The 24571-nt window shown below is 61.5% G+C and carries 16 protein-coding genes and 3 pseudogenes; 7 read left to right on the top strand and 12 right to left on the bottom strand.

Features of this window, described 5'->3' with window-relative positions:
* Nucleotides 1-9 precede the first annotated feature (9 nt).
* The 6 genes and pseudogenes from YA0848_RS02590 to YA0848_RS02565 all read right to left on the bottom strand — a co-directional run.
* Complete coding sequence (locus tag YA0848_RS02590) at nt 10-1434, bottom strand: polyurethane esterase (RefSeq protein ID WP_169902538.1); 1425 nt, start codon at nt 1432-1434, stop codon at nt 10-12.
* A gap of 102 nt (nt 1435-1536) precedes the next feature.
* A complete protein-coding gene (locus tag YA0848_RS02585) occupies nt 1537-4581 on the bottom strand; it encodes an autotransporter serine protease (RefSeq protein WP_040268304.1) in 3045 nt (1014 codons plus the stop codon).
* Between the two features lie 43 nt (nt 4582-4624).
* Entirely contained in the window at nt 4625-7582 is a 2958-nt protein-coding gene (eprS, locus tag YA0848_RS02580; protein ID WP_169902537.1) for an autotransporter serine peptidase EprS, read from the bottom strand.
* Nucleotides 7583-7600: 18 nt separating this feature from the next.
* Nucleotides 7601-8944, bottom strand: a complete 1344-nt coding sequence (locus tag YA0848_RS02575; RefSeq protein ID WP_034097797.1) for a TolC family outer membrane protein — start codon at nt 8942-8944, stop codon at nt 7601-7603.
* Nucleotides 8945-8946: 2 nt separating this feature from the next.
* A complete protein-coding gene (locus tag YA0848_RS02570) occupies nt 8947-10248 on the bottom strand; it encodes an HlyD family type I secretion periplasmic adaptor subunit (RefSeq protein ID WP_169902536.1) in 1302 nt (433 codons plus the stop codon).
* A pseudogene (locus tag YA0848_RS02565) lies at nt 10245-11540 on the bottom strand (type I secretion system permease/ATPase); the annotation flags it as partial. The pseudogene YA0848_RS02565 and the gene YA0848_RS02570, both read right to left, overlap by 4 nt.
* Nucleotides 11541-11809: 269 nt before the next feature.
* Here YA0848_RS02565 and YA0848_RS02560 point away from each other — a divergent pair.
* The gene (locus YA0848_RS02560) at nt 11810-12970 is read left to right on the top strand and encodes an STY4528 family pathogenicity island replication protein (RefSeq protein WP_033981980.1); all 1161 of its coding nucleotides are present in this window, start codon (nt 11810-11812) and stop codon (nt 12968-12970) included.
* A gap of 1024 nt (nt 12971-13994) precedes the next feature.
* Nucleotides 13995-14858, top strand: a complete 864-nt coding sequence (locus tag YA0848_RS02555; RefSeq protein WP_033981979.1) for an integrase domain-containing protein — start codon at nt 13995-13997, stop codon at nt 14856-14858.
* Nucleotides 14859-14967: 109 nt separating this feature from the next.
* Here the strand turns inward: YA0848_RS02555 and YA0848_RS02550 are convergent, their stop codons facing one another.
* Nucleotides 14968-15771, bottom strand: a complete 804-nt coding sequence (locus YA0848_RS02550; RefSeq protein ID WP_033981977.1) for a helix-turn-helix transcriptional regulator — start codon at nt 15769-15771, stop codon at nt 14968-14970.
* A 99-nt stretch (nt 15772-15870) separates the two neighbouring features.
* Between YA0848_RS02550 and YA0848_RS02545 the strand changes: the two genes are divergently transcribed.
* The 3 genes and pseudogenes from YA0848_RS02545 to YA0848_RS35850 form a co-directional block, all read left to right on the top strand.
* Nucleotides 15871-17325: an MFS transporter gene (locus YA0848_RS02545; protein WP_033981975.1), complete on the top strand. Its 1455-nt coding sequence runs from the start codon at nt 15871-15873 to the stop codon at nt 17323-17325.
* Nucleotides 17326-17341: 16 nt separating this feature from the next.
* Nucleotides 17342-17444, top strand: a pseudogene (locus YA0848_RS02540) (LysR family transcriptional regulator); the annotation flags it as partial.
* Nucleotides 17439-17667 (top strand): annotated as a pseudogene (locus YA0848_RS35850) (entry exclusion lipoprotein TrbK); the annotation flags it as partial. The pseudogenes YA0848_RS02540 and YA0848_RS35850, both read left to right, overlap by 6 nt.
* A gap of 40 nt (nt 17668-17707) precedes the next feature.
* Here YA0848_RS35850 and YA0848_RS02535 read toward each other — a convergent pair.
* Nucleotides 17708-18466: an NAD(P)H-dependent oxidoreductase gene (locus tag YA0848_RS02535; RefSeq protein ID WP_033981973.1), complete on the bottom strand. Its 759-nt coding sequence runs from the start codon at nt 18464-18466 to the stop codon at nt 17708-17710.
* Between the two features lie 79 nt (nt 18467-18545).
* Here YA0848_RS02535 and YA0848_RS02530 point away from each other — a divergent pair, with 79 nt between their 5' ends.
* On the top strand, nt 18546-18917 hold the full coding sequence (locus YA0848_RS02530; protein WP_033981971.1) for a winged helix-turn-helix transcriptional regulator: 372 nt from the start codon (nt 18546-18548) through the stop codon (nt 18915-18917).
* Between the two features lie 140 nt (nt 18918-19057).
* On the opposite strand, the gene YA0848_RS02525 is transcribed toward YA0848_RS02530, so the two are convergent.
* Entirely contained in the window at nt 19058-19729 is a 672-nt protein-coding gene (locus YA0848_RS02525; RefSeq protein WP_232910609.1) for a LysR substrate-binding domain-containing protein, read from the bottom strand.
* Here YA0848_RS02525 and YA0848_RS02520 point away from each other — a divergent pair.
* Nucleotides 19724-20086, top strand: coding sequence for an MFS transporter (locus YA0848_RS02520; protein WP_198712515.1), 363 nt, complete (start codon nt 19724-19726; stop codon nt 20084-20086). The two genes, YA0848_RS02525 and YA0848_RS02520, sit on opposite strands and share 6 nt — an antisense overlap.
* Nucleotides 20087-20272: 186 nt before the next feature.
* Here YA0848_RS02520 and YA0848_RS02515 read toward each other — a convergent pair whose 3' ends face one another.
* From YA0848_RS02515 to YA0848_RS02505, 3 genes are all read right to left on the bottom strand, one after another.
* Nucleotides 20273-21184: a XamI family restriction endonuclease gene (locus YA0848_RS02515; RefSeq protein ID WP_074197237.1), complete on the bottom strand. Its 912-nt coding sequence runs from the start codon at nt 21182-21184 to the stop codon at nt 20273-20275.
* Entirely contained in the window at nt 21181-22779 is a 1599-nt protein-coding gene (locus YA0848_RS02510) for an N-6 DNA methylase (protein ID WP_074197236.1), read from the bottom strand. The genes YA0848_RS02515 and YA0848_RS02510 overlap by 4 nt, the downstream gene beginning before the upstream one ends.
* 490 nt (nt 22780-23269) lie before the next feature.
* Nucleotides 23270-24472 carry a tyrosine-type recombinase/integrase gene (locus YA0848_RS02505; RefSeq protein WP_033981968.1) on the bottom strand — a complete coding sequence of 401 codons (1203 nt, stop codon included), beginning with the start codon at nt 24470-24472 and terminating at the stop codon, nt 23270-23272.
* Between the last annotated feature and the right edge of the window lie 99 nt (nt 24473-24571).

The following is a 24571-nucleotide window of genomic DNA, read 5'->3' as shown; positions in this document are numbered from 1 at the left end:
CCTGCCCCTTCAGCCGATCACAACCCCCTCCCCCAACACCCCGCTAACGCCCACCAACGTCACCGAGTCCGCCCCGAAACTGAACACCGTATCCCCACCCACCACCTTGGCGTGATCACGGTAATCCCCGCTGCCCGCCACACCCTGGAACACGAGTTTATCCGTCGGCTGATAACCGATAATTCGATCCTGCCCAAACTGGCCGCTGAACAAAAAGGTGTTATGCCCGCTGCTGTCGCGGATTGTGTCGTTACCCTTGCCGCCTTCGATAAAGTCCGCGCCCTTGCCGCCCTGGATCAGATCATCGCCATCGCTGCCAATGATAAAAGTGTCGCCTGTGTGCGGTTCGGCGTTGCGGTTCAGGTCCTGCACCCAAGTGGTGGCCCGTGCCGGGTCGGATAGATTAGCCACGATAATCGTCGAGTCCCGGCTCATCTGTTCATAGAACCCGGACTCCAGAATGCGCCCCATGCCGTCGCCGTAGCCGGTCGGCAAGTGCGAGATCCAGGTCGGCAGATTGGCGATGGAAAACGGCAGCACATTCCACAGTGTCGAGGCGTAGTGATCGTTGAAGCTGACAATGTTGTCAGTGGTGGACTCGTGGGGTTTGTCGTGAATACCGAGCGTCGACAGGTTGGCGGATGAGCCGTCCAAAGCGCGGAACACCGGGTCGTTTTCGTAGCCGATATTGAGCACCTTGTCGCTGGCACTCTGGGTCGGTGAGGCGTAGGCCAAGTAGTTGGCGTCCTTATAGAACCCGGACCACTTGGCCTCGCTCAAATCGGCCATGCTGTTGACCGCCAGGCCGCCGAGGCTATGGCCGCTGACCAGCACATCCTGGCCGCTCAGACCGTGGGCCGCCGCATACTCGGCGACGTTCTTGAGCAAGCCGCCGAATGCTTCGCCGGCGTAGTTCTTTGCGTAATCCTTGGGACCCAGCGCAGCAAGCAGGTCGCTCACCAGATCGCCGATGGAGTCGGTGATCAGCGTCTCCCTTGGGCCAGACGTGCCGCGAAAACCGATGCCGATTTCCTGCAACTGGCCCGCGTCATCGTACTTGCCCAGCACCTCGACCTGGGCCGTGGTATAGCCGGCCTTCTCGCCGAAGAACGTGCCCCGGGCGTCGACCTTGCCGGTATACCCGAGGGTGCTGGCGCTGATGGGCGTCCAGCCGGCCTTCTGCACCGCTTCGAGCGCGGCCTTCTCCGAATCCGGGTTCCAGGGAATGCCTGGGATCACACCCTGGGAGTCCGTACTGCCGAGCAATGCGCCGACCAGAGTAGCCGGCAAGCCGACGCCCAGGCCATTGTGCTGGTAGCCCACGGCAAAGCCGTTATCCAGGTTGTGGTAGGTATACAACGTGATCGCCATGGCATCGGCAAACAAGGCCTTGGAGCCCTCGGCCCCAAGGTTTTTATAGTCAAACACACCCATGATATTGCCTCTCTTGTTGTTAAATTTATCGAGAACGTCCATCACCCTCTAAACGCTTGTCCTGATAGTGAGCGGGCTTGCCACAGCAAACCCGCTCTCGGCTCAGAACGCCCAGTCGAGGCTCAAGCCCACGCCATGCACCTTGTCTTTGCTCGCCAACAGGCCGTTGTAGTCAAAATTCACCCGCGCGTCCTTGCTCAACGCCAGGCTTACGCGAGCACCCACCAAGGCCGCATCACGGGCCATCGGCGCACTTTCCACGGCAAACGACGGACCGCCCGAGGCAAATGCCAGGTGTTGTTCGGCGTCCACGCTGCTCAGGTTGTGCTGCCAGCCCAAGGTGCCGGACACCTCAAGTGTCTGGTGGTCATTGACGTTGAAGGTTTTCAGGGCGCGCATACCGAGGGTGCTGAGCACCAGGTCGCGGCGGTCGTCACGGGTTTTCAGCGCGGCGGCGTCGCCTTTTTCGGTGACGCCATCGGTGTCCAGATGCACATAGGCCAAGTTGGCAAACGGCTCCAGGGCCAGCGGTTGCAGGTTGACGCGGTACGCCGCTTCGCCGAACACCTGGGTGCTGCGCGCATCGACTTTGGCTTTCTGCTTGCCAGCCACCTCACCGTATTGCAGGTCGCGTTTCACATCGGCGCGATGCCAGCTGTAGGTAGCGCCGCCGCTCAGGCGCCAGGCGCCGATCTCATGCCCGGCGTACGCACCGAAGTGGTAGCTGTCCACCGCTGCCCGCGAGTGGGTGCCACTGCCCATATTCAGCGAGGTGTCGCTGTAACCGGCGACCAAACCCAGGCGGGTGTCGTCATCCAGCGCGCCGTCGACCCCGGCGAGCATGCCGCCGATGGAGGTGGTATAGCCTGCGGTGTCGCTGCGGCTGTCGGTCTTGCCCCACGCGCCCAGTGCCTTGACCCACACGTTGCCACGGCTGTCGACGGTCTGGCTGGTGGCGCCCATCTCGCCGTTCTGCAAGCGCTCGCCCACGGCTTCGCGCAGGTAACGGCTGTCATTGAGCAGTGCCGTCTGCAGCGCCGGGTAGATTTCACCGGACAATTGCTGGAACGCGTCCTGCGCCGAAGCGGCATTCGGCGCGGTCAGCAGGCTCTCATACACCGCATTGCCCGCCCCTAATTGCTCAGCGGCAGCCGCAACGGCGCGTTGGTTATCGGTAACCGCGGCACTGGCGAAGCTGTTGGCATTGCGCACGACATCCAGTTGAACGCCCGAGGCGGCGTAGTCCAGGGTGCCGCCGATAAACAGATAATCCGGCAGAACCGCGCCAAAGCTGCCGTTGATACCTCCGGCGGCTTGCAGGATGTTGTATTGGCGACCGATCAGGCTCTGCGCCTGGGCGCCACTAAGCAGAGTCGGGCTGTTTTCCAGAGCCAGGGTCACAGTGCCGCCGTTGAGGGTGGCGGTACCACCGGCCACGATGCGATCACTGCTGGTAGGAGACAGTTCCACCGCATAGGTCGAGCCGGGCTCGAAGGTTACGTCACCGGCCACATTCAGCGTACCGATGGAGTTACCCGGCGCCACCGTGCCGCCGCGGGTTGCCAGCAGCGAGCCGACGCGACCGGAGCCGCCCAGCACACCGCTCTGCCCGACGGTCACAGCCGATGTTACCGAACCGTTGATCGCCAGCAGCCCCTGGTTCACCAGGGTCGGGCCGCTGTAGGTGTTGGTGCCGGTGAGCACCAGGGCGCCGATGCCCTGTTTGGTCAGGCCGCCATGCCCGCTGATGTTATTGCTCCATACATCCAGCCCACAGTGCACGTCGTTGCAGACGCGCTGGGTCGGTTTGCCGGCATCGACCACCGCGCCGATGCCCGGCAAGTCCGCAACGAACTGGCCGCTGCCATACGCGCCGTCGATACGGAATTCGGCAGGAATATCCTCTGCGGTAACGAACATCCCCGGGCCGTTGACCGCCTTGCCCAGGTTGATCATGCCCCAGCCATACAACGAGTCGATGCCCGGCGCGCCCAGATCTGTGGCGGTGGTTTTCAGCAGCGTGGAGATCTGCTCGCCATTCATATACGGGAAACGTTCCATCAACACCGCCGCGCTACCGGCCACATGAGGCGCAGCCATGGACGTGCCGTTGAAGTTGGCGTAGTCGGTGGTGAGGTTGTCCAGGCTGGTGCCGTTGATCACCGAGCTGTAGATCTTGGTGCCCGGTGCCGACACGCAAAAACTCGCCGCGTAACCGCAGCGCGACGAGAAGGTGCTGATCACATACGGATTGGCGCTGCTGGTATCCGGGTTTTGCTGCAATGCGGCCACGGACAGCCAGTTCGGCGCGATGTCCGGCACAAAGTACGCCAGGCCCGAGATCGCGTCCGGGTTGTTGCGGTTGTAATCGTTGCCGGCGGCGAAGATGGTCAGCACCCCGCTGCGCGCGGCATTGATCGCACCGTCATAGGCCCCGCCGCCCAGGGTGCCAAGGATCGGCCGGATATTGTCGAACTGCGCCTGGGCTTCGTTGACGGTGAAATTCGGATACGCCGGGTCGCGGCCTCCCTGGGCGTATTGGTCACCGATTCCGATGCCCCAACTGTTGTTGATAATGCGCGCGCCGCTGGCCACCAGAGCGTCCCAGCCGGCTTTGTAGACCGCGCCGTCGTTGCCCAGGATGATCCCGTCTTCCGGCCCAGGATCGCCGTTTTCGGCACTGATGATTTGCGCATTGAACGCCACGCCGTGCATCGGCCCGCCATCGCGGTTGCCGGCGGCAATACCGCCGACGTGGGTGCCGTGGTTGCCCAGTTTGCCGTTGGAGCCCAGGGACGGTGTGCCGTCATAGCGAAACGCGTCGCCGGCTTTGACCGGAATATACGGGTCGGTGTATTGGCGAATGCCCTCGGTGACAATCGTCACCACTTTGCCGGGGCTGGCGAACTCCGGGTGCTGGGCGTACACCGGCTGATCGAAGATCCCCAGTTTGACGCCCTTGCCGGTGTAGCCGGCGGCATAAGCGCTGTCGGCGTTGACGGCGCCCAGGCCCCAGTCGGCCTTGAATTCGTTGCTGCGCCAACTCGCCGCGTCGCCCAGCTTGCCGGTTTCTACATAAGGTGCGGCCTGGGCCGTCCCCAGGCTGGCCAGTACGGCGGTGATGACCCCTGATTTGCGTATATTCACGGTGACCTTCCTTAGTTTTCTTATTGCAGGTGTGTAGATCGCTTCAGAACTGCCAGTTCAAACTCAGGCCCACGCCTTGGGTGTTTTCACGCCCAGCCAGTTGGCCGTGGTAATCCAGGTTGACCCGCGTCGATGCACTCAGCGCCAGGCTCGCCTGCACGCCCACCAGTGCGGCATCGCGCAACAGCGGCGAACTGCGCACGGCGAACGAAGGCCCGCCGGCGACAAACCCCAGGTGCTCTTCGGATTCGACGGCGGTAAGGCTGTGCTGCCAGCCCAGCGAACCGGAGAGTTCCAGCTGCTGGTGGTCATTGAGCGCGACGGTTTTCAACACGCGTGCGCCCAAGGTGCTGAGTACCGCGTCGCGACGGTCGCTGCCGCGTTGCAGGGCGGCGGCGTCGCCTTTTTCGTGCAAGCCATCGCTGTCCAGGTGCACATAGGCCAGGTTGGCGAACGGTTCCAGCGCCAGCGGTTGCAGTTGAATGCGATACGCCGCTTCGGTGAACAACTGGGCCGTGCGCGCCTCCAGCTTGGCTTTCTGTTTGCCGCTGACGTCGCCGTATTGCAGGTCGCGCTTCACATCGCCGCGATGCCAGCTGTAGGCAGCGCCGCCGGTCGTGCGCCAGTTGCCCCACTCCCGCCCGATATAGGCGCCAAAGTGGTAGCTGTCGATGGAAGCCGATGAGTGCGTGCCGCTACCCAGGCTCAGGGAACTGTCGCTGTAGCCGGCGACCAAGCCGACACGGGTCTGCTCGTCCAGTGCGCCGTCCACACCGGCCAGCACGCCGCCAAGGGAGGTGGTGGCACCCGCCGTTTCGCTGCGCGCATCGGTCTTGCCCCAGGCACCCAGCGCCTTCAGCCACAGGTTGCGCTCGCCGCTGGTGGGTACATGGCGCAGCCGTTCGCCCACCGCATCACGCAATTGCAGGCTGTCGTTGATCAGCATCGCGCCGATCGCCGGGTAGATCTCCCCCGACAACTGCTGTAGCCCCTGTTGCGCGGCGACCAGAGACTCGCTGCGCACCATGCTTTCGTACACCGGGTTTCCCGCGCCCAGTTGCTCGGCGGCGGTGGCCACGTTGCGTTGGTTACGCGTGGCGCCGACGCTGGCGAAACGGGCGTCGTTGCGCACCACTTGCAACTGCACACCGCCGGCGGCGTAATCGAGGCTGCCACCGAGGAACAGGTAGTTGGGCAGCACCTGACCGAACTGGCCCTCGATACCGCCAGCGGCCTGGAGGATGCTGTACTGGCGACCGATCAGACTCTGCGCCTGTGCACCGCTGAGCAAGGTCGGACTATTTTCCAGGGCCAGGGTCAGCGTGCCGCCGTCGAGCAGCGCCTTGCCGCCCGCCACGATGCGGTCGCTGCTGGTGGGGGTCAGCTCCACGGCATAGGTGGAGCCTGCGCCCAGCGTCACATCGCCGGCCACTTGCAGGGTCCCCACGGAGTTGCCCGGCGTCACCCGGCCTCCGCGATTAACCGTCAGCGCGCCAATACGCCCCGAGCCGCCGAGGGTACCGCTGTTGTTGACGCTCACGGCCGAGGTCACTGTGCCGTTTACCGCCAGCAGGCCGCCGTTGACGGTGGTCGCGCCGCGATAGGTGCTGTCGCCGTTGAGCACCAGGCTGCCGGCGCCGGATTTGATCAGGCTGCCTTCATAGACACGCGTCGCGGCAGCCTGGTCGCGGGCGTTGCCGACCCCATAGTCGGTCTGGTCCTGCTGGCTGGCATTGGCGCTGACGCCGTTCTGCCAACCTTTATCGATCAGGGTCTGCTGCCAGGCGGCGTGCTCGGCGCGGTCCTCAGCCTGGCGCTGGATCAGCGCCTGGTCGCTGATGCCATTGCTCCACACATCGGCCTGCCCGGCCGCCAGGTTGACGTTCATCGCCCCCAGCAATTGCCCCGGCCCGTGCATCGCCCGGCCGAGGTCGGGGACGCCCCAGCCAACCGTGGTGTTGGGCGCCTGGGTGATCGAGCCGTCAAGCTGGGTGGCGGTGGTCAATAGCACCTGCAACGCCTGTTCATTGGTCATGTAGGGGTAGCGTTGCATTACCAGCGCCAAAGCGCCGGTAGCATGGGGCGCCGACATCGATGTGCCGGATTTGACCCCGTAGCCACCGTCGGGAATGGTGCTGTTGATCAGCGCGCCCGGCGTGGAAATACACCAGTACTTGGCGATTCCGCACTTGTTGTATTTCTGGTTATTGGCTTTATCCAGCCCCGAGACGGCCAACCAATGCCCCTCCAACTCCGGCTGAAAATACGGCAGCGCCGAGCGCACGCTGGCGTTCGCATAACCACTGTTGCCGGCGCTGAACACATTGATCACGCCGGCCTTGGCTACGTCTGCGGCTGCATCCAGCCAAGTGCTGCGGTTGTAGTGTTGGGCGTAGGCGGCGTGCAGATCGCCGAGGGTCTGGTAGCTGACATCCTTGGGCTGGCTGCCCCAGCTGTTGTTGATCGCGCGCACGCCGGAATCCACCAGGGCGCTGTACACCGCCTTGAAGTACTTGGGGTCAGGGGTCGGGCCGAACAGGAAACTGTCGTTGGCGTTGGTATTGCCAACATAAATCTGGGCGTTGTAGGCCACGCCGTGCATGCCCACGCCATCGCGCGCCGCGCCCAGAGTGCCAGTGACGTGGGTGCCATGGGAGTCGTTGTTGGGGTTCAGCGCGCCAGTGGTGTTAAACGGAGTGCCATCCACGTAAGTGCCGGTGGCGGTGACCGGATGGAATCGGGCTTTGTCAGCTTCCGGGTGGTTGGCATCGTAGCCCGAGTCCAGTGCGCCGATCTTCACCCCACTGCCGTCGATACCGGCGGCGTAGGCTTCGTTGGCGTGCAGGCGGTCCAGACCCCAGTCGCTCAGGTACTCGGCCGAGCGCCAACTGGCCGGGTTACCGGGCTGGCCGGCCTCCAGGTACTGCGCCTGGGCCGTCATGGACAATAGCAACAGCGAACCGGCGGTGAAGGGTTTGAAACGCAAGGAGTCAGTGCTCATCAAACGGTGTCCTTATTGTTATGGGCGTGGGTTCACCGGGCCGAAGGCCTCGTCGACTTTGGCCAGGTCGGTATCACGCAAGTTGCCCGCGTAGTAATGCAATTTGGTCCAGGCCATGAGGTAGTCGTAGCGCGCCTGGGCCAGGTCGCGGCGGGTGCTGTAGAGCTGCTGCTCGGCGTTCAGCGCGTCGAGGTTGACCCGCTCGCCACCGAGGATGCTTTGCTGGGTCGACACCACCAGGGCTTCGGCCGACGCCAGGGCCTTCTGGTACGCGCGCAGCTTGCTCACCCCTGACAGGCACGCGCTGAACTGGCGCCGCAGTTCGATCAGGGTTTCGCGGGTCTTGCCTTCCAGCTCGTATTCGGCCTGTTCCATGGCGCGGCTGGCCTGGCGCGTGGACGCCGACACGCCGCCGCCGGCATACAGCGGCACGCTGACTTCCACGCCGATGGTGTTGGTGTCGTAGCGCTGGTTGTAGGTGTTGCCGCTGTCGGACTCTTGCTGGCGCGAACTGGCGTAGGCCGTGACCTTGGGCAAGTGCCCGGCGCGGTTGCGCTCCACTTCGTAACGCGCCACTTCCAGGGCCTGGCGCTGGGACGCCAACACCGGGTTATTGCTGATCGCCAGCTCATGCCAGGTGTCGTAATTGGCCGGGGTCAGGGTGAAGGCGGCAAACCCTTGATTCAGCGGCGCCAGGTCGTGGATATCGACGCTCGGCACGCCGATCAACGCGCCCAGTTCGCGCAGAGAGGCGTCCTGCTCATCCAGCGCCTGGATCTCCTCGGCGGTAGCCAGCTCATAGCGCGATTCGGCTTCCAGGATGTCGGTGCGGGTGCCCTCGCCTTGCTGGAACAGGTGCCGGTTCTGCTGGAATTGCTGCTCAAAGGCTTTTTTCTTGGCCCGCGCGATGTCGATCTGGTCCTGGGCGAACAGCGCCTGGGTGTAATAGGTCAGCACCCGCACCAGCAAGGCCTGGCTTTTGTCGCGAAAGCTTTCATCGGCGAACAGCGCCTGAGCCACGCCTTTGCGGTAGTTGGCGTAAGCCTCGTAGTCGAACAACGGCTGTTGCAGGCTGAAGGTGGAGCCGTAGCTGTTGTAGTTGCGGTCGTCGTGATAATTGCCGCCACGGCCATCAGGCAAGGTGGCCTGGGAGTTGTTGCGCCCCTTGTTGTAGTTATACGACAGCCGTGGCAGCAGCCCGGCGCGGCCAATGGTGCGGTTTTCCAGGCCGGCGTCGCGCTCCTTGATGGCGCCGAGGAACACCGGGTCATTGCGCAGGGCCTGCTCGTACACATCGAACGGGCCCATGGCCGCCTGGGCGTTGGCGCAGGTGAGCAGCAAGGCGAAGAACAGGGTTCTCATGCTCATTCCTCGGTCAACGCCGAGCCGGCACGATCCAGCAAGGGCTTGAACAGGTAATTGAGCAATGAGCGCTCGCCGGTGCGCACAAACATCTCGGCGGGCATGCCCGGTTTGATCACCAGACCGTGGAGTTTTTCCAGCGCCGCGTCGCTCACACGCGTGCGCAGCACGTAATAAGGTGCGCCGGTTTTTTCATCGAGCATCTGGTCGGCGGAGATCAGGCTGACCTCCCCCGGCACCCGGGGTGTACGGCTCTGGTTGAAGGCGGTGAACAGAATATCGACCGGTAAATGGGTGCCGACCTTATCCACCAGGTGCACCGGCAGATGCCCTTCCACTTCCAGGCGCGTGTCCTGGGGCACGATTTCCAGCAGGGTTTCGCCGGCGCGCACCACGGCGCCTTCGGTATGCACGCCCAGATTGACCGCGATGCCATCGGCCGGCGCGGTGATTTCGCTGTGTTGCAGGTCGAAACCGGCGGAGGTCAGTTGCTGTTCCAGGGTGAGGCTGCGCAACTGCGCATCGGCCAGTTGGCTACGCACTTCCTTCTGATATTCCTCGCGGTGCTGTTGCAGCTTGAGGCGCGACTCGACAATGCCCTGCTCCACCCGGCCGCTTTCGCCGCTGTTCTGCGCCAGATCCTGTTGCACTTGGGACAGCTGACGCTGGTACTCCATCAAGCGGTTGCGCGGGATGTAGCCGTTGTCGGCCAGGGGTTGCAGGTTGCTCAGTTGTTCGCGCAGGGACTGAGCCTGGGCGGTCAGGTCGCTGCGCGCGCGGCGCATGCCTCCCAGTTGCGCCACGGCACCGTCGATATTGGCGCGGATGCCGGCTTGTTCGCGGGCAAACGCTTCGCGACGGCTGCTGAACAGTTGGCGCTGACCTTCCAGCACCAGCGCCAGGGCCGGGTCGGGGTTGGCGCTGAGTTCGGCGGGGAATGTCACGCTGCTCTGGTTATCCCGCTCGCTCTGCCAACGCGCCACACTGGCCCAGGCCATGCGGTATTGGGCTTGCAGCGAGTGCACATCGGCCTGGCTTTGGGTTTGGTCGAGGCGGAACAGCGGCTGGCCTTGTTTGACCACCTCGCCTTCGCGCACCAGGATGCGGCTGACCACACCAGGGCTGAGGGTTTGCACGGCTTTGCGCTTGCCGGACACGACTACCGTACCCTGCACCGGAATGCCCTGATCCAGCGGCGCCAGGCTGGCCCACAGGAAGAAACCGCCCGCGCCGACCACCGTCAGCAGCCAGCCCATACGCACAAAGAAACCGGCGTCGCGTTGTTCAAGAGTGATACTGCTCATGCGCCTGGATTCCTTCCGGCCTGGTACTGACGACTGAAACTCACGCCGGGTTTTTCCTTCGGCGCTTCCTGTTGGCCGGACAATGCGCGCAGCACGTCCTGGCTCGGCCCAAAGGCTTGCAAGCGCCCTTCGTTAAGCACCAGCAATTTGTCGGCCTGGGCCAGCACCGATGAGCGATGGGTGACCAGCACCACGCTGCTGCCCTGGGCCTTCATCTGCACGATGGCACTGGCCAGTGCCGCTTCGCCGACGGTGTCGAGGTTGGAGTTGGGTTCGTCCAGCACGATCAAGCGCGGTGCGCCGTACAAGGCACGGGCCAGGGCCACACGTTGCTTTTGCCCACCGGACAGACCGCCACCGTTGTCCCCCAGTACCGTGTCATAGCCCTGGGGCAAGCGCAGGATCAATTCATGCACACCGGCCTGCTGCGCGGCGTGCACCACTTGCTCGGGGTCGGCCTCGCGAAAGCGCGCGATGTTGTCGGCGATGCTGCCGCTGAACAATTCGATGTCCTGGGGCAAGTAGCCGATATACGGGCCGAGGTCGTCGCGGTCCCAGCGGTGGATATCCGCACCGTCCAGGCGCACCGTGCCGGCCAGGGTCGGCCATACGCCCACCAGCACACGGGCCAGGGTCGATTTGCCGGAGCCCGACGCACCCAGCACCCCCAGCACTTCGCCGGCACCGAGGGTGAAACTGACGTGATGCAAGATTGCAGTGCGCTGACCCGGCGGGCCGGCGCTGACCTGCTCGAAACTCACCTGGCCCTGGGGCGCCGGCAAGGCCATCTGCTCGACCTCAGGGGGAAATTCGCGCAGCAATTCGTCCAGGCGCTGATACGCCAGCTTGGCCGAACTCCATTGCTTCCATACCGCAATCAACTGGTCGATGGGGCTGAGCACCCGGCCCATGAGGATGGAACCGGCAATCATCATGCCGGCGGTCATGTCGCCACGGATTACCAGTAACGCACCCAAGCCCAGCACCAAGGATTGCAGGCACAGACGCAGGGATTTACTCAGGGAGGTGATTACCGAACCGGTGTCGCTGGCGCTGTTTTGCAGGCCCAGGAATTGCGAGTGCAGGGCAAACCAGCGTTGGCGTAGCGCGCCGAGCATGCCCATGGCCTGGATGGTTTCGGCGTTGTGCAAATGGCTGGTCGCCAGTTGGGTCGACTGCTGCGAGTAACCGCTGGCCTCACCCAAAGGCTTTTTGGTCAGGTATTCGTTCAGGCACGCCAGGCCGATCAGCAGCAACGCGCCGGCACTGGCCAGCACGCCCAGCCACACGTTTAAACGTTGATCGGTCGGCAAAAGGCCGTGAATGCTAGGTTTCGCGGGGAAATCGAGCCACGGGCTTTGCGGGAATCGCTGGCAGTACCCCCAGTTGTACCCCCATAGGGGTATCGGGATGATAGATCAGTCTGGATGCCGGTGCCAGCGCTGCGCGTGGCCGGATAAAACGGTTATGGCGCAGACCGCATTGTTGGCTGACGTGATGCTTGGCGCGCGATGAGATGCAGGGGAACGGGCCGCTGCGGCCCATACCCTGGAGACCTCTCATGGCAGACCATCACACCCGTCACAACCCGCCGGGGCAAGACACCCTGTTCGCCACGCCGGCCTCGCTCATGCTCGATGCTCGCCTCACACCCCTGGAGCGTAACGGATGGCAGGTGCTGCGCATGCTGCGCGCTGCCGAGGGTATCAGCCCGCTGGCGAACCTGGGGCAACTGCGCCGCTACCTCACCTCGACCCCGCTGGGCCAGCGTGCCGGATACGAAACGGCTTGGCGCGTTCTTATCGTGCTTCGGCTGACGGGGTGGATCAGTCTGGTGGGCCAGCACCGCGACCCTCTGACCGGCCATGTGCTCACTGAGCTGTATCAGGTTCACGAAAGCGCCCTGGACTTCCAGCAGGCCTGCGCGCTCGATGCCAGCCTGCCCGCGCTTCTGCAAGCCTCCATCGGTCACGAAAACAACCAGGTGGATCGGGTGGCCATCCACATCCAGGCAACACTGCCGCAGGCGCCTGAAGCGGCTTCCCTCGCGGCTCACGATCAGCGCCACGATGACGATGATTTGCCCCCTACGCCACCGCCGCCACAAGTGAACCAGGCGGCAGGCCAGGCACCATCGGCCGGCGGTTCTGCTGGCAGCACGGCTGTTCCGCAACAGACCGGACACGAACGCCAGATGACGGCTGAGCAGGGCAGTACGTATAAGACGTATATGTATAAAAAAGAACGTACGTACCGCGCGCGCGAAGATGACGGCGATCCCGCATCGCGGCCGGTGGATTTGCCGCCTTGCCTGAGCATTGCCCAGCCAAATCAACAGAAGGACGTGCAGGCCGCCTTGCGGCGGCTACCGTCGCAACATCGCCAGGAAGTGCTGGACGAATTGCAGGCACGCAGCCAGAGCGGCACCGTGCGCAATGTCGTGGCCTACTTCTTCGCCTTGGTGAAGCGCGTTTTGTCGGGCGAATTCCGCCTGTGGGCGGGACGCAAGCAGGTAGTGCCTACCCTTGAGCCTGCCGGAAGTCGCGCTGCCGCCTCCACCCGCACCGAAGCCGATCCTGAACCTGCGGCGCAACCCGCATCGCGTGAAACGGCGCTGGCGCACATCGCCAATATCCGCAAGATGCTCCACGCGCCGATGAATGCGGGCGATCTTGCCGCACAGGTGATGCAGGCCCGAGGATGGCGGCCTCGCCCAGCCTAGTTCGCCTTGCCTTCGCGGCCTGCGGCCTTGACCAAGAGGCGCTGCCTCTTGGAACGCCGTTCTCGCCGAAGGGCAAGGGTGCAGGGGGAAGAACATTCCCCTGCACCCAGCCGGTAGGCTGGTGCGCTGCATGGACGTCAATGGTGCGCTGCGCCGGGTGCTCACCCGTTCGGTGCTCGCCTACGGCTGCGCTCCGCTGCGGCTTGCGCGCCCGCCATTGACCCCCACTACGCGCGAAACCCACTCGGAGTCATGGCGCGCCTTGGATGCCGTGCGACCCGCCTCATGCACAAGCTGCCTGTGCAGAAGTGGCATGGGCACCATGCCGCCCCTGCGCAGGTAGCCGACAAGGCGAACGCCGCGTCAGTGCCGCAGGCAGGGGCATAACCACATCTGCCGCAGCGCCCTTCGCCCTTCGCACGGCACAGGCAAGCCGAAATGGGCCGTCACTGCAAGCCGCAGTGACGGCCCCGCACAAGCCAGCAACAATGCGGGCGAACGCTATATCCTATTGTGTGCGGCAGACGTGATGATGGCCGCATACACTGACCGGGAAGTTGCCAAGACCGATGGGCTTTGTACATCGGCAACCCCAACAGCGCAGGTTCCTGCAGGCGCTGGCCCAACAGGGTGGAACCACCCCGGGTATGCCTAGGCTCCGATCGCATACCGGCCCTACCCATGGGCGGAGCCTTCTTCCTCTGCTTGCCCTCATCCCTTGCGCGCCGCCTGGCGCATTGTCCCTTGCGGTCATCATCCGTGCGCAATGCACGGGGTTCTCGCCGCTTTTTCTCATCCCACTCACTTCAAAGGAGGACTCATCCACGCTGACAGCTTGTTTATCTCGCACGACCTCCGTCCGGCCTTCCAGCAGGAAGAAAGACGGATGCCTCATTCGAGGCTCTGGTGTCTCCTGAACACCATGCCCTTGCCCTCACGGGATCTCGCCCTGGCGAGTTGGCACCAACACTAACCATTGAGTTTCAGGACAACACAGTACGGCGCTTTGCCGGGAGGCCGGACGATGGACGACTTGACCTATACCCTGCGCCAGCTTTGCCAGCGCAACCGTGACGGCAGCTACACCACGCAGGCCGACCGCGTGCGGTCGTTGTCGCTGGCCGCCCGGCAATTGCGCGAGGCCGGTTTCCGGCAAATGAAGGCATCGTCGCTTAAGGGCAAGCACGTCCAGGCGCTGCTGGATCGTTGGCAAGGCGAAGGCTTATCGTCTGGCACCATCAAGAATCGGCTCTCTCACCTGCGCTGGTGGGCCGAGAAGATCGGCAAGGCCGGTATCCTGCCAGCGGACAACACGCAGCTTGGCGTACCCGAGCGTCGCTATGTGACCAATATCAGCAAGGCCCAGGAACTGGGCACAGGTCTTGAACGGGTCACCGATGCCCACGTGCGCATGAGCCTTCAGCTACAGGCGGTCTTCGGATTGCGTCGTGAGGAGGCGATCAAGTTCCAGCCGATTTACGCGGATCGGGGAGATCACATCGCCCTCAAGGGATCGTGGACGAAGGGCGGGCGGGAGCGAACGGTGATCATCACCACGACAGAACAACGCGACGTGCTCCAGGCCGCTCACCGCTTGGCAGGCTTGGGGTCATTGATCCCGACACACAAGACCTTCATTCAGCAACGACATGTCTACGATGGGCAGTGCAAAAGCGCAGGCCTGAGCAGTATGCATGGGCTACGTCACCAGTATGCGCAAACCCGGTATGAAGCCCTCACGGGCTGGAAAGCCCCTGCGGCAGGTGGGCCGTCCGCCAGGACGCTGACACCTGCCCAGCATGTGCTGGATGCAGAGGCAAGGCAGACCATCAGCCGTGAACTGGGCCATGAAAGGGCGCAGGTGACTGCGGTTTATTTAGGCAGGTAAGCGAATCATGGAACTTCGGCACCTGCGCTGCTTCCGAGCCGTGGCCGAATAACGGCCCTTCGCTCGTGCGGCTGAAGGGCCGTGCATCGAGTAGCTGCGGCCGTTCCGATCAGCGATCAGATGCAGTGCCTTCCTGCTGCCGCGCATAGACCACCAGCCGCAGGTGCCGGTCTTCATCGACGGTCAGCGAGGTGTGCTCGAACGGCTCGGGCTTGCCGTCGATCAGCAGCTTGCGAACGCCATTGCAGGCCGCGTGAACGTCGTGCTGCCGCCACCATGTCTTGAACTCGGGCGAAACCCGTTCCAGTTCGTCCACCAGTTCATGAATGTCCGCTTCCTGCGTGGCGCGGGCAAAGTCGCGTCGGAAGCTGGACAGCATCAGCGGAGCTTGTTCGTCCCAGGCGTCCACGCGCTCGTGCAGGACGGGATCGGTGAACAGCAGCCAGAGCAGATTGCGCCGCTCGGGCGCGTGCGCTTCAAATCCGAAAAGCGCATCGGCAGGCGCATTGAAGCCCAGCACGTCCCAGCGCAGGTTGAGCACGAAGGCCGGGTGCGGCAGGTCGTGCATCAAGCGCCGCACCAGCGGCGGCAGCACGCACCATGTCTTGCCTGGCTCGGCCGGTGGCCTCTCGTGCGCCAGCAGGAACAGGTGCCGCCGCTCGGCAGCATCCAATTTCAGCACTCGCGCCAGGTTGTCCAGAAAGGTGGCCGAGACGCCGATGTCGCGCCCCTGTTCCAGCCATGTGTACCAGGTCAAGCCGACACCAGCGAGCGCGGCGACTTCCTCGCGCCGAAGTCCTGGCGTGCGTCGGCGGCCACCGCTGGGCAAGCCCACATCGGCAGGCGACAGCCGTTCGCGCCGTGCGCGCAGAAAGGCGGCCAGATCGGCGCGCGTTCGTTCCAGCGTTCTCATCGCCTTATGGGATTGCTTTCAGTAATAGCATAAATGGTTAAATTGTAATTGTTTAACAAGGATTTGAGAATGATCGCGTCTTTACCCTGGATACGCAAGATGAACTCAAATCCCTGCTTTGCGACGCCGCCCAAGCGCGCCGTCAATGGCCCGCCGTGGCTCGGGTTGTCCGTGCTACTGCTGGCCGGTTTCGTCACGATCTTCGACCTGTTCGTGGTCAATGTGGCCATCCCCAGCATGCAGGCCGGGCTGGGCGCGAGCTTCGCGCAGATCGGTTTCATCGTGGCCGGTTACGAGCTGGCGTTCGGCGTGCTGCTGATTACCGGCGGGCGGCTGGGCGACCTGTTCGGCCGCCGTCGGTTGTTCGTCGTCGGCATGGCGGGTTTCACCGTGGCCTCGGCCTTGTGCGGACTGGCGCCCAGCGCCGGGTTCCTGATCGGCGCACGGGTGTTGCAGGGACTGGCGGCCGCCTTGCTGTTCCCGCAGGTCTATGCGTCCATCCGGGTCAACTTCGACGGCGACGACAGCCGCCGTGCCTTCGGCCTGCTGGGCATGACACTCGGCCTAGCCGCCATCGCCGGGCAGGTGCTGGGCGGCTGGCTGGTGCATGCCGACCTGTTCGGGCTGGGCTGGCGCAGCATCTTCCTCATCAACGTGCCCATCGGCCTGTTCGCCATCGCCGCCGCGCGGTGCATTCCCGAATCGCGCGCGCCGCAGCGCCCGGCCCTGGACTGGACGGGCGTGGCACTGGTCAGCGCCGGGCTGGCCTTGCTGCTGGTGCCGCTGATCGAGGGGCCGGGCCAAGGCTGGCCGGCCTGGAGCCTGGGGTCGCTGGGTGTGGCGGCGGCGTTGCTCGCGCTGTTCTACCGGCAGCAGGAGCAGCGGCGGATTGCCGGTGGTTTGCCGCTGGTGGACATGCGCCTGCTGGCACAGCGCCGCTTCGCGCTGGGCGCGGTGCTGGTGCTGCTGGTCTATTCCACATCCAGTTCGTTCTTCTTGTGCTTCGCCTTGCTGGTGCAGACAGGGCTGGGCCTCGATCCCTTCGTGGCGGGCAGCATCTTCGCGCCGTGCAGCGTGGGCTTTGTCGCAGCATCGCTGGCTGCGCCCCGGCTGGTTGCCCGCTGGGGAACCGCCGCCATCGTCAGCGGGGCGCTGGTCTATGCCGTTTCGATTGGCCTGCTGATCGCCCAGGTGCAAGCCGCAGGCGCGGAACTGGTGCCCACGCGGCTGATCCCCGTTCTGGTCGTGGTCGGTGCCGGGCAAGGCTTCATCATGACGCCGCTGCTGAACCTGGTGCTGGGCTTTGTCGATGAGGCCCAGGCCGGCATGGCGTCAGGGGTGATTTCAACCGTTCAGCAGGTCGGCGCCGCGCTGGGTGTGGCCGTGGTCGGCATCCTGTTCGGCGCGGCGCTGGCCGCAGGCAATGGTGCGGCAGCGCAAGCGAGCCAATACGCTTCCGCCTTCGTTGCGGGAATGCTCTACAACCTCGGCGCTGCTCTGCTGGTCTGCGTCCTGCTGCTGATGCTGGCAAGAACACAGCGGTCGGCAGGCTGACAGGGGAAGGTGCGCGATGGAACTCCGGCATCTTCGTTGCTTCCTGGCCGTGGCCGAAGAACTCCACTTCGCCCACGCCGCCGAGAAACTGCACATGGAGCAGTCGCCGTTGTCTCACGGCCTGCGACCAGTCGGAAACACCCAAGCCTGCCAGCGTGCCGACCGTGAGCGAGTTAGCCGCCGATCCGGCGCGCCAGGAGGAATTACGCTAGCAATGCAAGACCGACCGTGCGACGTCTGGGAGACGTGCTCTGCAATCGGGTGGCCGAGGCCACGCGCAAGCCGTTCTATGGAGATGGAAAGACGCCTTATACGCCTGCGGAAACTCCGCCGAGGCTCTAATCCAGTGAGAGCAAACAGCCTGTTTGCGGGATCAATCAAGCTACACGTGACGAACAAACGGACTGTAGACCGGTGCATTCGGCTTCAAGACCTGTCCGTCAGTGAAATCCTCATCTCGGTTGAATGGAACCGAAGGCCAATCTGTCCAGCGGGCCAGCTTTGCCTGGTATTCAAGGGACTGTTGTGTCAATTGATCCCGTTGGCGTTTTTCTTCGTCTGCAACCAGTCCTCCCCGAACGCCATAGATTAAATGCGGCTCAAGGACATCAAAGCCGACGTAATGTAACGAGTACATCAATGGCCAGAGCATCAAACGCATGTCGCCGTCACGTCCATTCGGCGCGCAGGCTTGCATCGACGCACCAGCGGTGGAAACGAGCAGTGCTTTTTTCCCTCGCATCGAGCCATCTTCATGTCGCATATCACTTTTGTACAAGCCGCCGTAGACGAAGACACGATCCAACCATCCCTTGAGGATTGCAGGCGCACCGAACCACCAGAATGGGAAATGGATGACCACGGCATCGGCTCGTGAAAGCAGACTGATATGATGCTCGACTGTGCTGGGCAGCTTGTTCATGTGCCAGTGATGACGCTGTTCCTGCATCGCGTCGAACTTGTCCACATCTTTTCTGGCAGAGTAGTGCCAATCGGCCTCGCGGGGGTCGAAGTCTTCACCATATAGATTGATCAAGGTGGCCTCATGACCTAGATCAATCCACGTTTGGCGCGTTTCCTCGGCAAGATGGGCATTGAAGGATTGCTTCTCTGGATGTGCTAGAACGATCAGTACATGCATGACGGGGCTCCTTATGAACATGCCGCGATGCTGTACTTGAACGTTCCTTCTGACAATTACGCACTTTGAGGTAACCACGATGGCTTTTCCGGGCGATGTCTATGCGAGCAACTGCTCGGCGCGCGATGCGCTTGCATTGATCTCGGGGAAATGGGTGATGCTGATCCTACCGGCGCTAGCTCCCCGGCCCATGCGAAACGGGGAGTTGCTTCGGCGTATCGAAGGCATCTCGCAGAAGGTGTTGACCCAGACACTTAGGCAATTAGAACGCAATGGCCTGATCGAGCGATTAGAGGTGGCGGCGAAACCAGCCCATGTCGAGTATCGGCTGACCCCGGTAGCCTGCTCTTTGGTCGACACTCTGGCGGCACTTGATCGGTGGGCAGAACACCATTTTCCAGAGCTGGACGCAGCCTGGGAGCGCTATGACGACGTGCACTCGGCGGAGTAGCCATTACGTCAGTGCTGGCAACGTGGGCGGTGCGCACTGTTAGCCGGACCTGTCCAGTAGGAACGTCGACCTCTTGGAAAACGGCAGCTTGTCTTCATATCATCCAAGACGTTGTGCCCAGCACCAAATGGCAAGCCCAGTCAGAAAGGAAACAAGTTCTCAGCAACGAAGTCCACAAATGCCCTGATTTTCGGAGAGAGGTGACGGCTTGAAGGCCACAGCACATGGAAGACCATGCTTTCGTGGTTGTACTCGTCGAGCACGGTAATTAGCTTGCCGTCTTGCAATTGCTGACGCACGGCAATCTCTGGAAGGCAAGCGATGCCCAACCCTTGCTCGGCAAAACATACCTGCGGATCGAGCGTGTTGGTCACCATGCTGATCGGCAATTCAATCGCCGGCATGTCAGTAGTGCGTGTGACAGGCCACGTGTCCAATTTTCCCGTGCTTGGGAAGCGATACAGCAAACAGCCGTGACGGGTTAGATCGGCAGGCTCGTGCGGGACACCGGCCTGACTGAAATAGCTCGGTGCGCCGACGATCACTCTGCGGCAGGAGCCAAGACGCCGCGACATCAATCGGGAATCACTAGGCTCACCGGTCCGAATCACGGCGTCGAAGCCTTCTTCAATGACGTCTACCAAGCGATCCGAATAGTCGAAGTCCAGCTCGATGTCTGGGTAGAGCCGCTTGAACGTAGCGAGCTTCGGCATAAACAACGTACCGACCGAGGGCAGGCTAATGCGCAGCTTGCCCCTCGGTCGATCGTTGGCCTCTGGTGTGTCGGTGCGTGGGTCGATCGCCAGTTGCAACGGCTTGCCGTGGCAAGCATTACCGTCTTCGCCTTCGCCACTCTGTTGCTCGGCCTTTGGGGCTATAGCCCACAAATGGTTTATCTATCCGTTATGACTTGGGGATTTGCTTTTGGCGGATTCGCCACGATCACACAGACGGCATTGTCCCGTTTCGCAGGCGACTCGGTGGATGTCGCGCAGTCCGTATATACAACGGGTTGGAATACTGCTGTTGCCAGCGGCGGCGTAGTTGGAGGACTTCTGCTTGAGCGCACGGGCGTCGCGTCGTTTGCCTGGATCGTCATCGGCATTCTTGCCATTTCTCTATTAGGCACGGTGTTTGCCATGAACAAAGTCCTGAAAGGCAATCGTTAGAGCCAAGGTTGATTTAGGTAAGTCGCCTGTCGAGCGTCACCGAGCGCGGCTTGGACAAGGAGCTGCGTGTCGTCCTTGCCTACACAAAAAACTACTCCTGCCCCACTTGTACTAGAGACCAGTTCACCTAGATAGGGCTGGGGCAGGAGAAAATGCAGGTTGGATAGACTAGCTCGCTTGACCGAGCTATCGCTTAGTACTAGATATCCAATTGGTCAAAGAATTAAGGTCATGCGCCCAGAAAAGGGAAAGACCACGGCGCTGAGCGTCTTGAAGGTTATGCAGTTTATACACACCGCCAAGAACTGCGGACGGCACCATTTGAAGCTGTCCGAAGTCTTTTCGCCAAGTCTCGGCTTTTACTGCCGCATCGTTATTTAACCGCTTTACTGAGTTGGTAGAAGAATTTGAAACCTTGCACTCAATGGGCATCACCCGACGATCCCATAAGCCTACAAGCACGTCCGCCTTGCGTCCTCCAAGATCACTTTCTGCACAGAATTCACCTGGGGCAGGGGCATCGCTGAGAACAGAGACCTTACGCGATGCAACCTGTGTAAATCCCATTTCTCGTAGGGCTGCATGCACGGAGGCTTCTTGCTCACGCTTTCCATCGCTACGCCGCCTCGTCTCCAACCGGCGAGTTGCTATCAAAGCAGCGGACGCGACAATCGCTGCTTCACGCTCACTTTCTGTCGGTTCACGCCCCTCAATTACCCATGGAAACCGTCGACGATCCAGTCCACTCAAAACAACTTGTTTGATCCTCCCGACCATTTCCGGGTCACGCAAGATTCGCTGTCGGGACAAGACTGCTTCCGCAACCACCTTCAGGTCGTCATCCGAGATGGGCGGGCCTGCAAGATAGCGAAAGGCTTCCAATAGCTTTGGTGCCGTCAGGACATCGACAAGACGACTGTCTATATCGGATAGATCAAGGGTGGACTCAAGAAGCTCTTCGATTACACCCTGATACTCATCAAAGTTGGCAATGTATTGTTCTAACGGTTCTTCCATGCGACGACGCCGGAATATTTCAATAGCGGCTAATCGTTGCTCTTCTAATTGCTCTTCAGTCCAATGCGCAGGAAGCGTCATGCAGTTACCTCGGCCAACAGGGCAGGAGACGGAATAAAAAGACGCTCCATCTCACCGGGCTCAAACTTGGTCAGCCCCCCTGCATACGTACGTCCATCCAAAACGCTGATCCCAGTAGACAAATAATCTACCAGTCGAAGCATTTGGGCCTCTGTAAGAAACTCTCGTGGATACAAGCCGTGAGCGATATTGATGTGTCTCGCTTCAGCAGCATTCCGTACAAATGACGGGGCTCTGCGTGCCATGTAGGTTGCCAGGATGGGAGCCGGCGCTCGCATTCCAACAGACCACCAGGCGCGCCGATTCCTCGCCACGTACCCCTCGTGAGCACCTCTTGCTCTTGCGCGAGCCAAAAACCGCTCCACCCCAACACGCTCCTCGGCCATCAGTTCATCTAAGTCATCCGGTAGATCGACAACGCAGCGTAAACTAGAAGTGTCAGTAAGGACACGGCCAGCTGCTATGAGCTCGCGTGCCTTGGTGATACTCTTGAGCTTGTAGCGGTCTGGAATATCTGATTCATCCAGAGTAGCGATAAATGTGGCGTTTGCCCCAGTGACAGTGCCTCGGTGAACCCGGCACAATTCGCCTAGTTCAATAAATCCTTCAGGGCATCCACGACCAGCATGCGTAAGGCGTGACCATCTGGTTTCTGCCTCAAGTCGTTCTCTACGTACTGGACGCCCCCCGTTCAGGTCTGTCAGATCAGCCATTTTTTTAACACGGCGAAGCTTGACTGAAGAAGGCTTCTCTCCAACTTGGAACGTCGTAATAGCGGCCGTCGTAGCAGCATCAGGGAAGGGGGTCGCGGTGGGCTCGACGACGATGATTCTCTGTCCCCCAAGCGGGCCAAGGAAAAGATCTCGCACCAACTGGCCATAGTTCACATCCAGCCACTCGGATGCAGTGATGAATGCGCCGGAATCGCCGGGAGCCGCATGCAAAACGGTCGCGAGGAAAAAATACACATGCAGACCTGCCAACTGGCTTGCCTTCAGGTTATGGCGAGCTGCGGACTCAACCAACCAGCGCTTCCATTCCGGAGAAATCAGATGATGGCGCACATAAGGCGGATTCCCGATGAATAAAGTTCGTCCTTTGAATTCCGACCGGGGGCTTCTGTAGTCTACGAGTTCGATGCACGATCTATCCGCAAACCCTCCCGCCGCTAGATTGGCCCGGGCCATCAGCGCCGCCAATGGGTCAACTTCCAATCCAAGAAGTTGTGCTTTAGCAAATCGACGACCTGCCGCACAAAGGAATCTTGCCGAACCAACGCCAGGGTCGACTATGCGATCTGGCAAAGGCTGTTTTACAGCCCAAGCCATCATCGCCTTGACAATGCCATCAGGGGTATAGGTAGCTCCAGACTCTCTACGCTGGTCAGCATTACGGATTATCGAAAAGGCCGCACCCAAAGGGTCGCCACCCGCACGAATCTCCTTTTTGAGTTTCTGCGCGTGTGTTTTCCCGAGGGGCTGGACGTCATTGATTAGATCAATCTCTGCGGAGGAGATACCTGAGATATCAGTGGCACCCAGGGCAATTGCCGCCGCAATGAGGTCGGACTCTGTGGTCATTGATTGATTGGCCATTTGCCATCACCCCAAAAGTTCAGTTTGTTGCGGTTTAGTCCGGGTTCGCTTTAGCGCCTCAGACCTATCAGGTCTCGGTGGGCGAATGCGGCCTGGAGCATAGTGCTGGGCATCGACTACAAAGCCAGAAACGCCCAGCCCCTTCAAAAATGTGGCGAGGCTGGTCAGATTCGAGAACATGCGAACACCCCCACGCGTACTACCCAAAACGCGTGTTGTTTTCCCGCAGTGAACCGCTATGGTGAAACCACCTTCTTGACCTATCGCTGATATCGAACTGACGGATCGAGTATCAACAAGCTCTCTTAGCGTCGTCTCGCGAATCGCGTCTGTAGCCATCATCTGATGCGCCTCCACTCAGACGGACGATTGTAGACGCAAAGATTGTTCTTCGTCTATCAGTTAACGTTTTCTGCTGGCGAAAAACGTGCTACCCAATCCTGTCTAAAAGTGCCAGATTAGTCGCGTCGCTACGCCAATGATTCTCTCCTCAGTGGCCCTCGGCGTCACTAAGGTACGCGCACCATGCCTGCAGGATTTCTCGCCTCACATCCAGCAACAGAGCCTTGTTGTAGGTCGCCCGCACCTTGTTGCTTTCCACATGGGCAAGCTGCCGCTCGATTGCATCAGGCCGATATCCGTTCTCATTGGCCCAGGTTGAAAAGGTCGTTCGCCAGCAATGCGGCGTCGTACCCCGGCCCAGATTCATGTCGCGCATCGCGTAGGTCAACCGGTTGGGTGTGGTGAAGCCCTTACCGCTCCGGTGTGGGAACAGATAGCGGCCACCGCCCGTGATGCACTGCAAATCCTTCAGCACGGCAATGGCCAGCGTGGACAACGGACTGACATGGTCACGCCGCGCCTTCATCTTCGCCGCAGGCCGACGCCACAGCGCATCCTCAAAGTCGAACTCGTCCCACTCGGCATCCGCCGCTTCCCCTGGACGGCAGGCGGTCAGCGCAATCAACCGCAGGCACAATGAAGTTTCCGGATAGCCACGGTAGCCGCGCAACTCCTGATAGAACTTCTGGATCTGCTCGCGCGTCATCGCCGCCTTGCTTTCGCTGAACGGCACGCGCAGCAGCCCACGAAGGCTGGGAATTGGATTTGCCTCGACCAGCCCCCGCACCACCGCGAACTCGAAGATGGCCGACAGATCGCCTTTGACGTGAATCGCCGCCCAGGCTCCGTGGGACTTGCATTCCTCCAGCAGCGGACGAATCTGCTTGACGCCAATGTCGCTCATCGGCATCCCGTCGAGCTTAGGTGACAGGTACTTCCTGATGCGTGACTCTTTCGTCCGGTAAGAACTGAGCGCAAAGACTGGCTTGATCTCGGCCAGGTAAGCCTGTGCCACCTTGGCAAAAGAGCTTTCACGAGCGCGTTTGCGTTCCTCCAGCACTTCCAGGTTGCGCTGCTTGACCTGCTGCCGTTCATGGGCAGGATGGATGCCTTGCTTGACGAGAGTTCGCGCTTTCTCGCGAGCTGCGCGTGCCTCCGCAAGGCTTACTTGAGGAAAACCGCCGATAGCAAAGAGGTTCTCCTTGCCTTGCAGGCGGTACTTCCACCGCCAGAGCTTGCCGCCGGTGGACTTGACCAGCAGGAACAAGCCCCCGCCGTCTGAAAGTTTCCAATCTCGATCAGTCGGTTTGGCCGACCTGATCTTGGCATCGGTGAGTAGATTCTCGGGCATCGTTGGACTCCACTGCGGGGAGATGTACCCCCACGGTTGAACACGAGTACCCCCAACGCTACCCCCGAAATTTTCAGACCTCGATGAACAATAGGAACG

This window comes from Pseudomonas sp. S4_EA_1b, from assembly GCF_016307435.1.
GTDB lineage: Bacteria > Pseudomonadota > Gammaproteobacteria > Pseudomonadales > Pseudomonadaceae > Aquipseudomonas > Aquipseudomonas rhodesiae.
The sequence above is the reverse complement of the archived record's forward strand: the minus strand, read 5'-3'. Positions and strand labels throughout refer to the sequence as shown.

Bases quoted from the DNA above. Each gene is read 5' to 3' on its own strand.
- YA0848_RS02590 (WP_169902538.1), bottom strand. From the start codon at position 1,434: ATGGGTGTGTTTGACTATAAAAACCTTGGGGCCGAGGGCTCCAAGGCC.
- eprS (WP_169902537.1), bottom strand. From the start codon at position 7,582: ATGAGCACTGACTCCTTGCGTTTCAAACCCTTCACCGCCGGTTCGCTG.
- YA0848_RS02575 (WP_034097797.1), bottom strand. From the start codon at position 8,944: ATGAGAACCCTGTTCTTCGCCTTGCTGCTCACCTGCGCCAACGCCCAG.
- YA0848_RS02570 (WP_169902536.1), bottom strand. From the start codon at position 10,248: ATGAGCAGTATCACTCTTGAACAACGCGACGCCGGTTTCTTTGTGCGT.
- YA0848_RS02560 (WP_033981980.1), top strand. From the start codon at position 11,810: ATGGCAGACCATCACACCCGTCACAACCCGCCGGGGCAAGACACCCTG.
- YA0848_RS02555 (WP_033981979.1), top strand. From the start codon at position 13,995: ATGGACGACTTGACCTATACCCTGCGCCAGCTTTGCCAGCGCAACCGT.
- YA0848_RS02550 (WP_033981977.1), bottom strand. From the start codon at position 15,771: ATGAGAACGCTGGAACGAACGCGCGCCGATCTGGCCGCCTTTCTGCGC.
- YA0848_RS02545 (WP_033981975.1), top strand. From the start codon at position 15,871: ATGAACTCAAATCCCTGCTTTGCGACGCCGCCCAAGCGCGCCGTCAAT.
- YA0848_RS02535 (WP_033981973.1), bottom strand. From the start codon at position 18,466: ATGCATGTACTGATCGTTCTAGCACATCCAGAGAAGCAATCCTTCAAT.
- YA0848_RS02530 (WP_033981971.1), top strand. From the start codon at position 18,546: ATGGCTTTTCCGGGCGATGTCTATGCGAGCAACTGCTCGGCGCGCGAT.
- YA0848_RS02515 (WP_074197237.1), bottom strand. From the start codon at position 21,184: ATGACGCTTCCTGCGCATTGGACTGAAGAGCAATTAGAAGAGCAACGA.
- YA0848_RS02510 (WP_074197236.1), bottom strand. From the start codon at position 22,779: ATGGCCAATCAATCAATGACCACAGAGTCCGACCTCATTGCGGCGGCA.
- YA0848_RS02505 (WP_033981968.1), bottom strand. From the start codon at position 24,472: ATGCCCGAGAATCTACTCACCGATGCCAAGATCAGGTCGGCCAAACCG.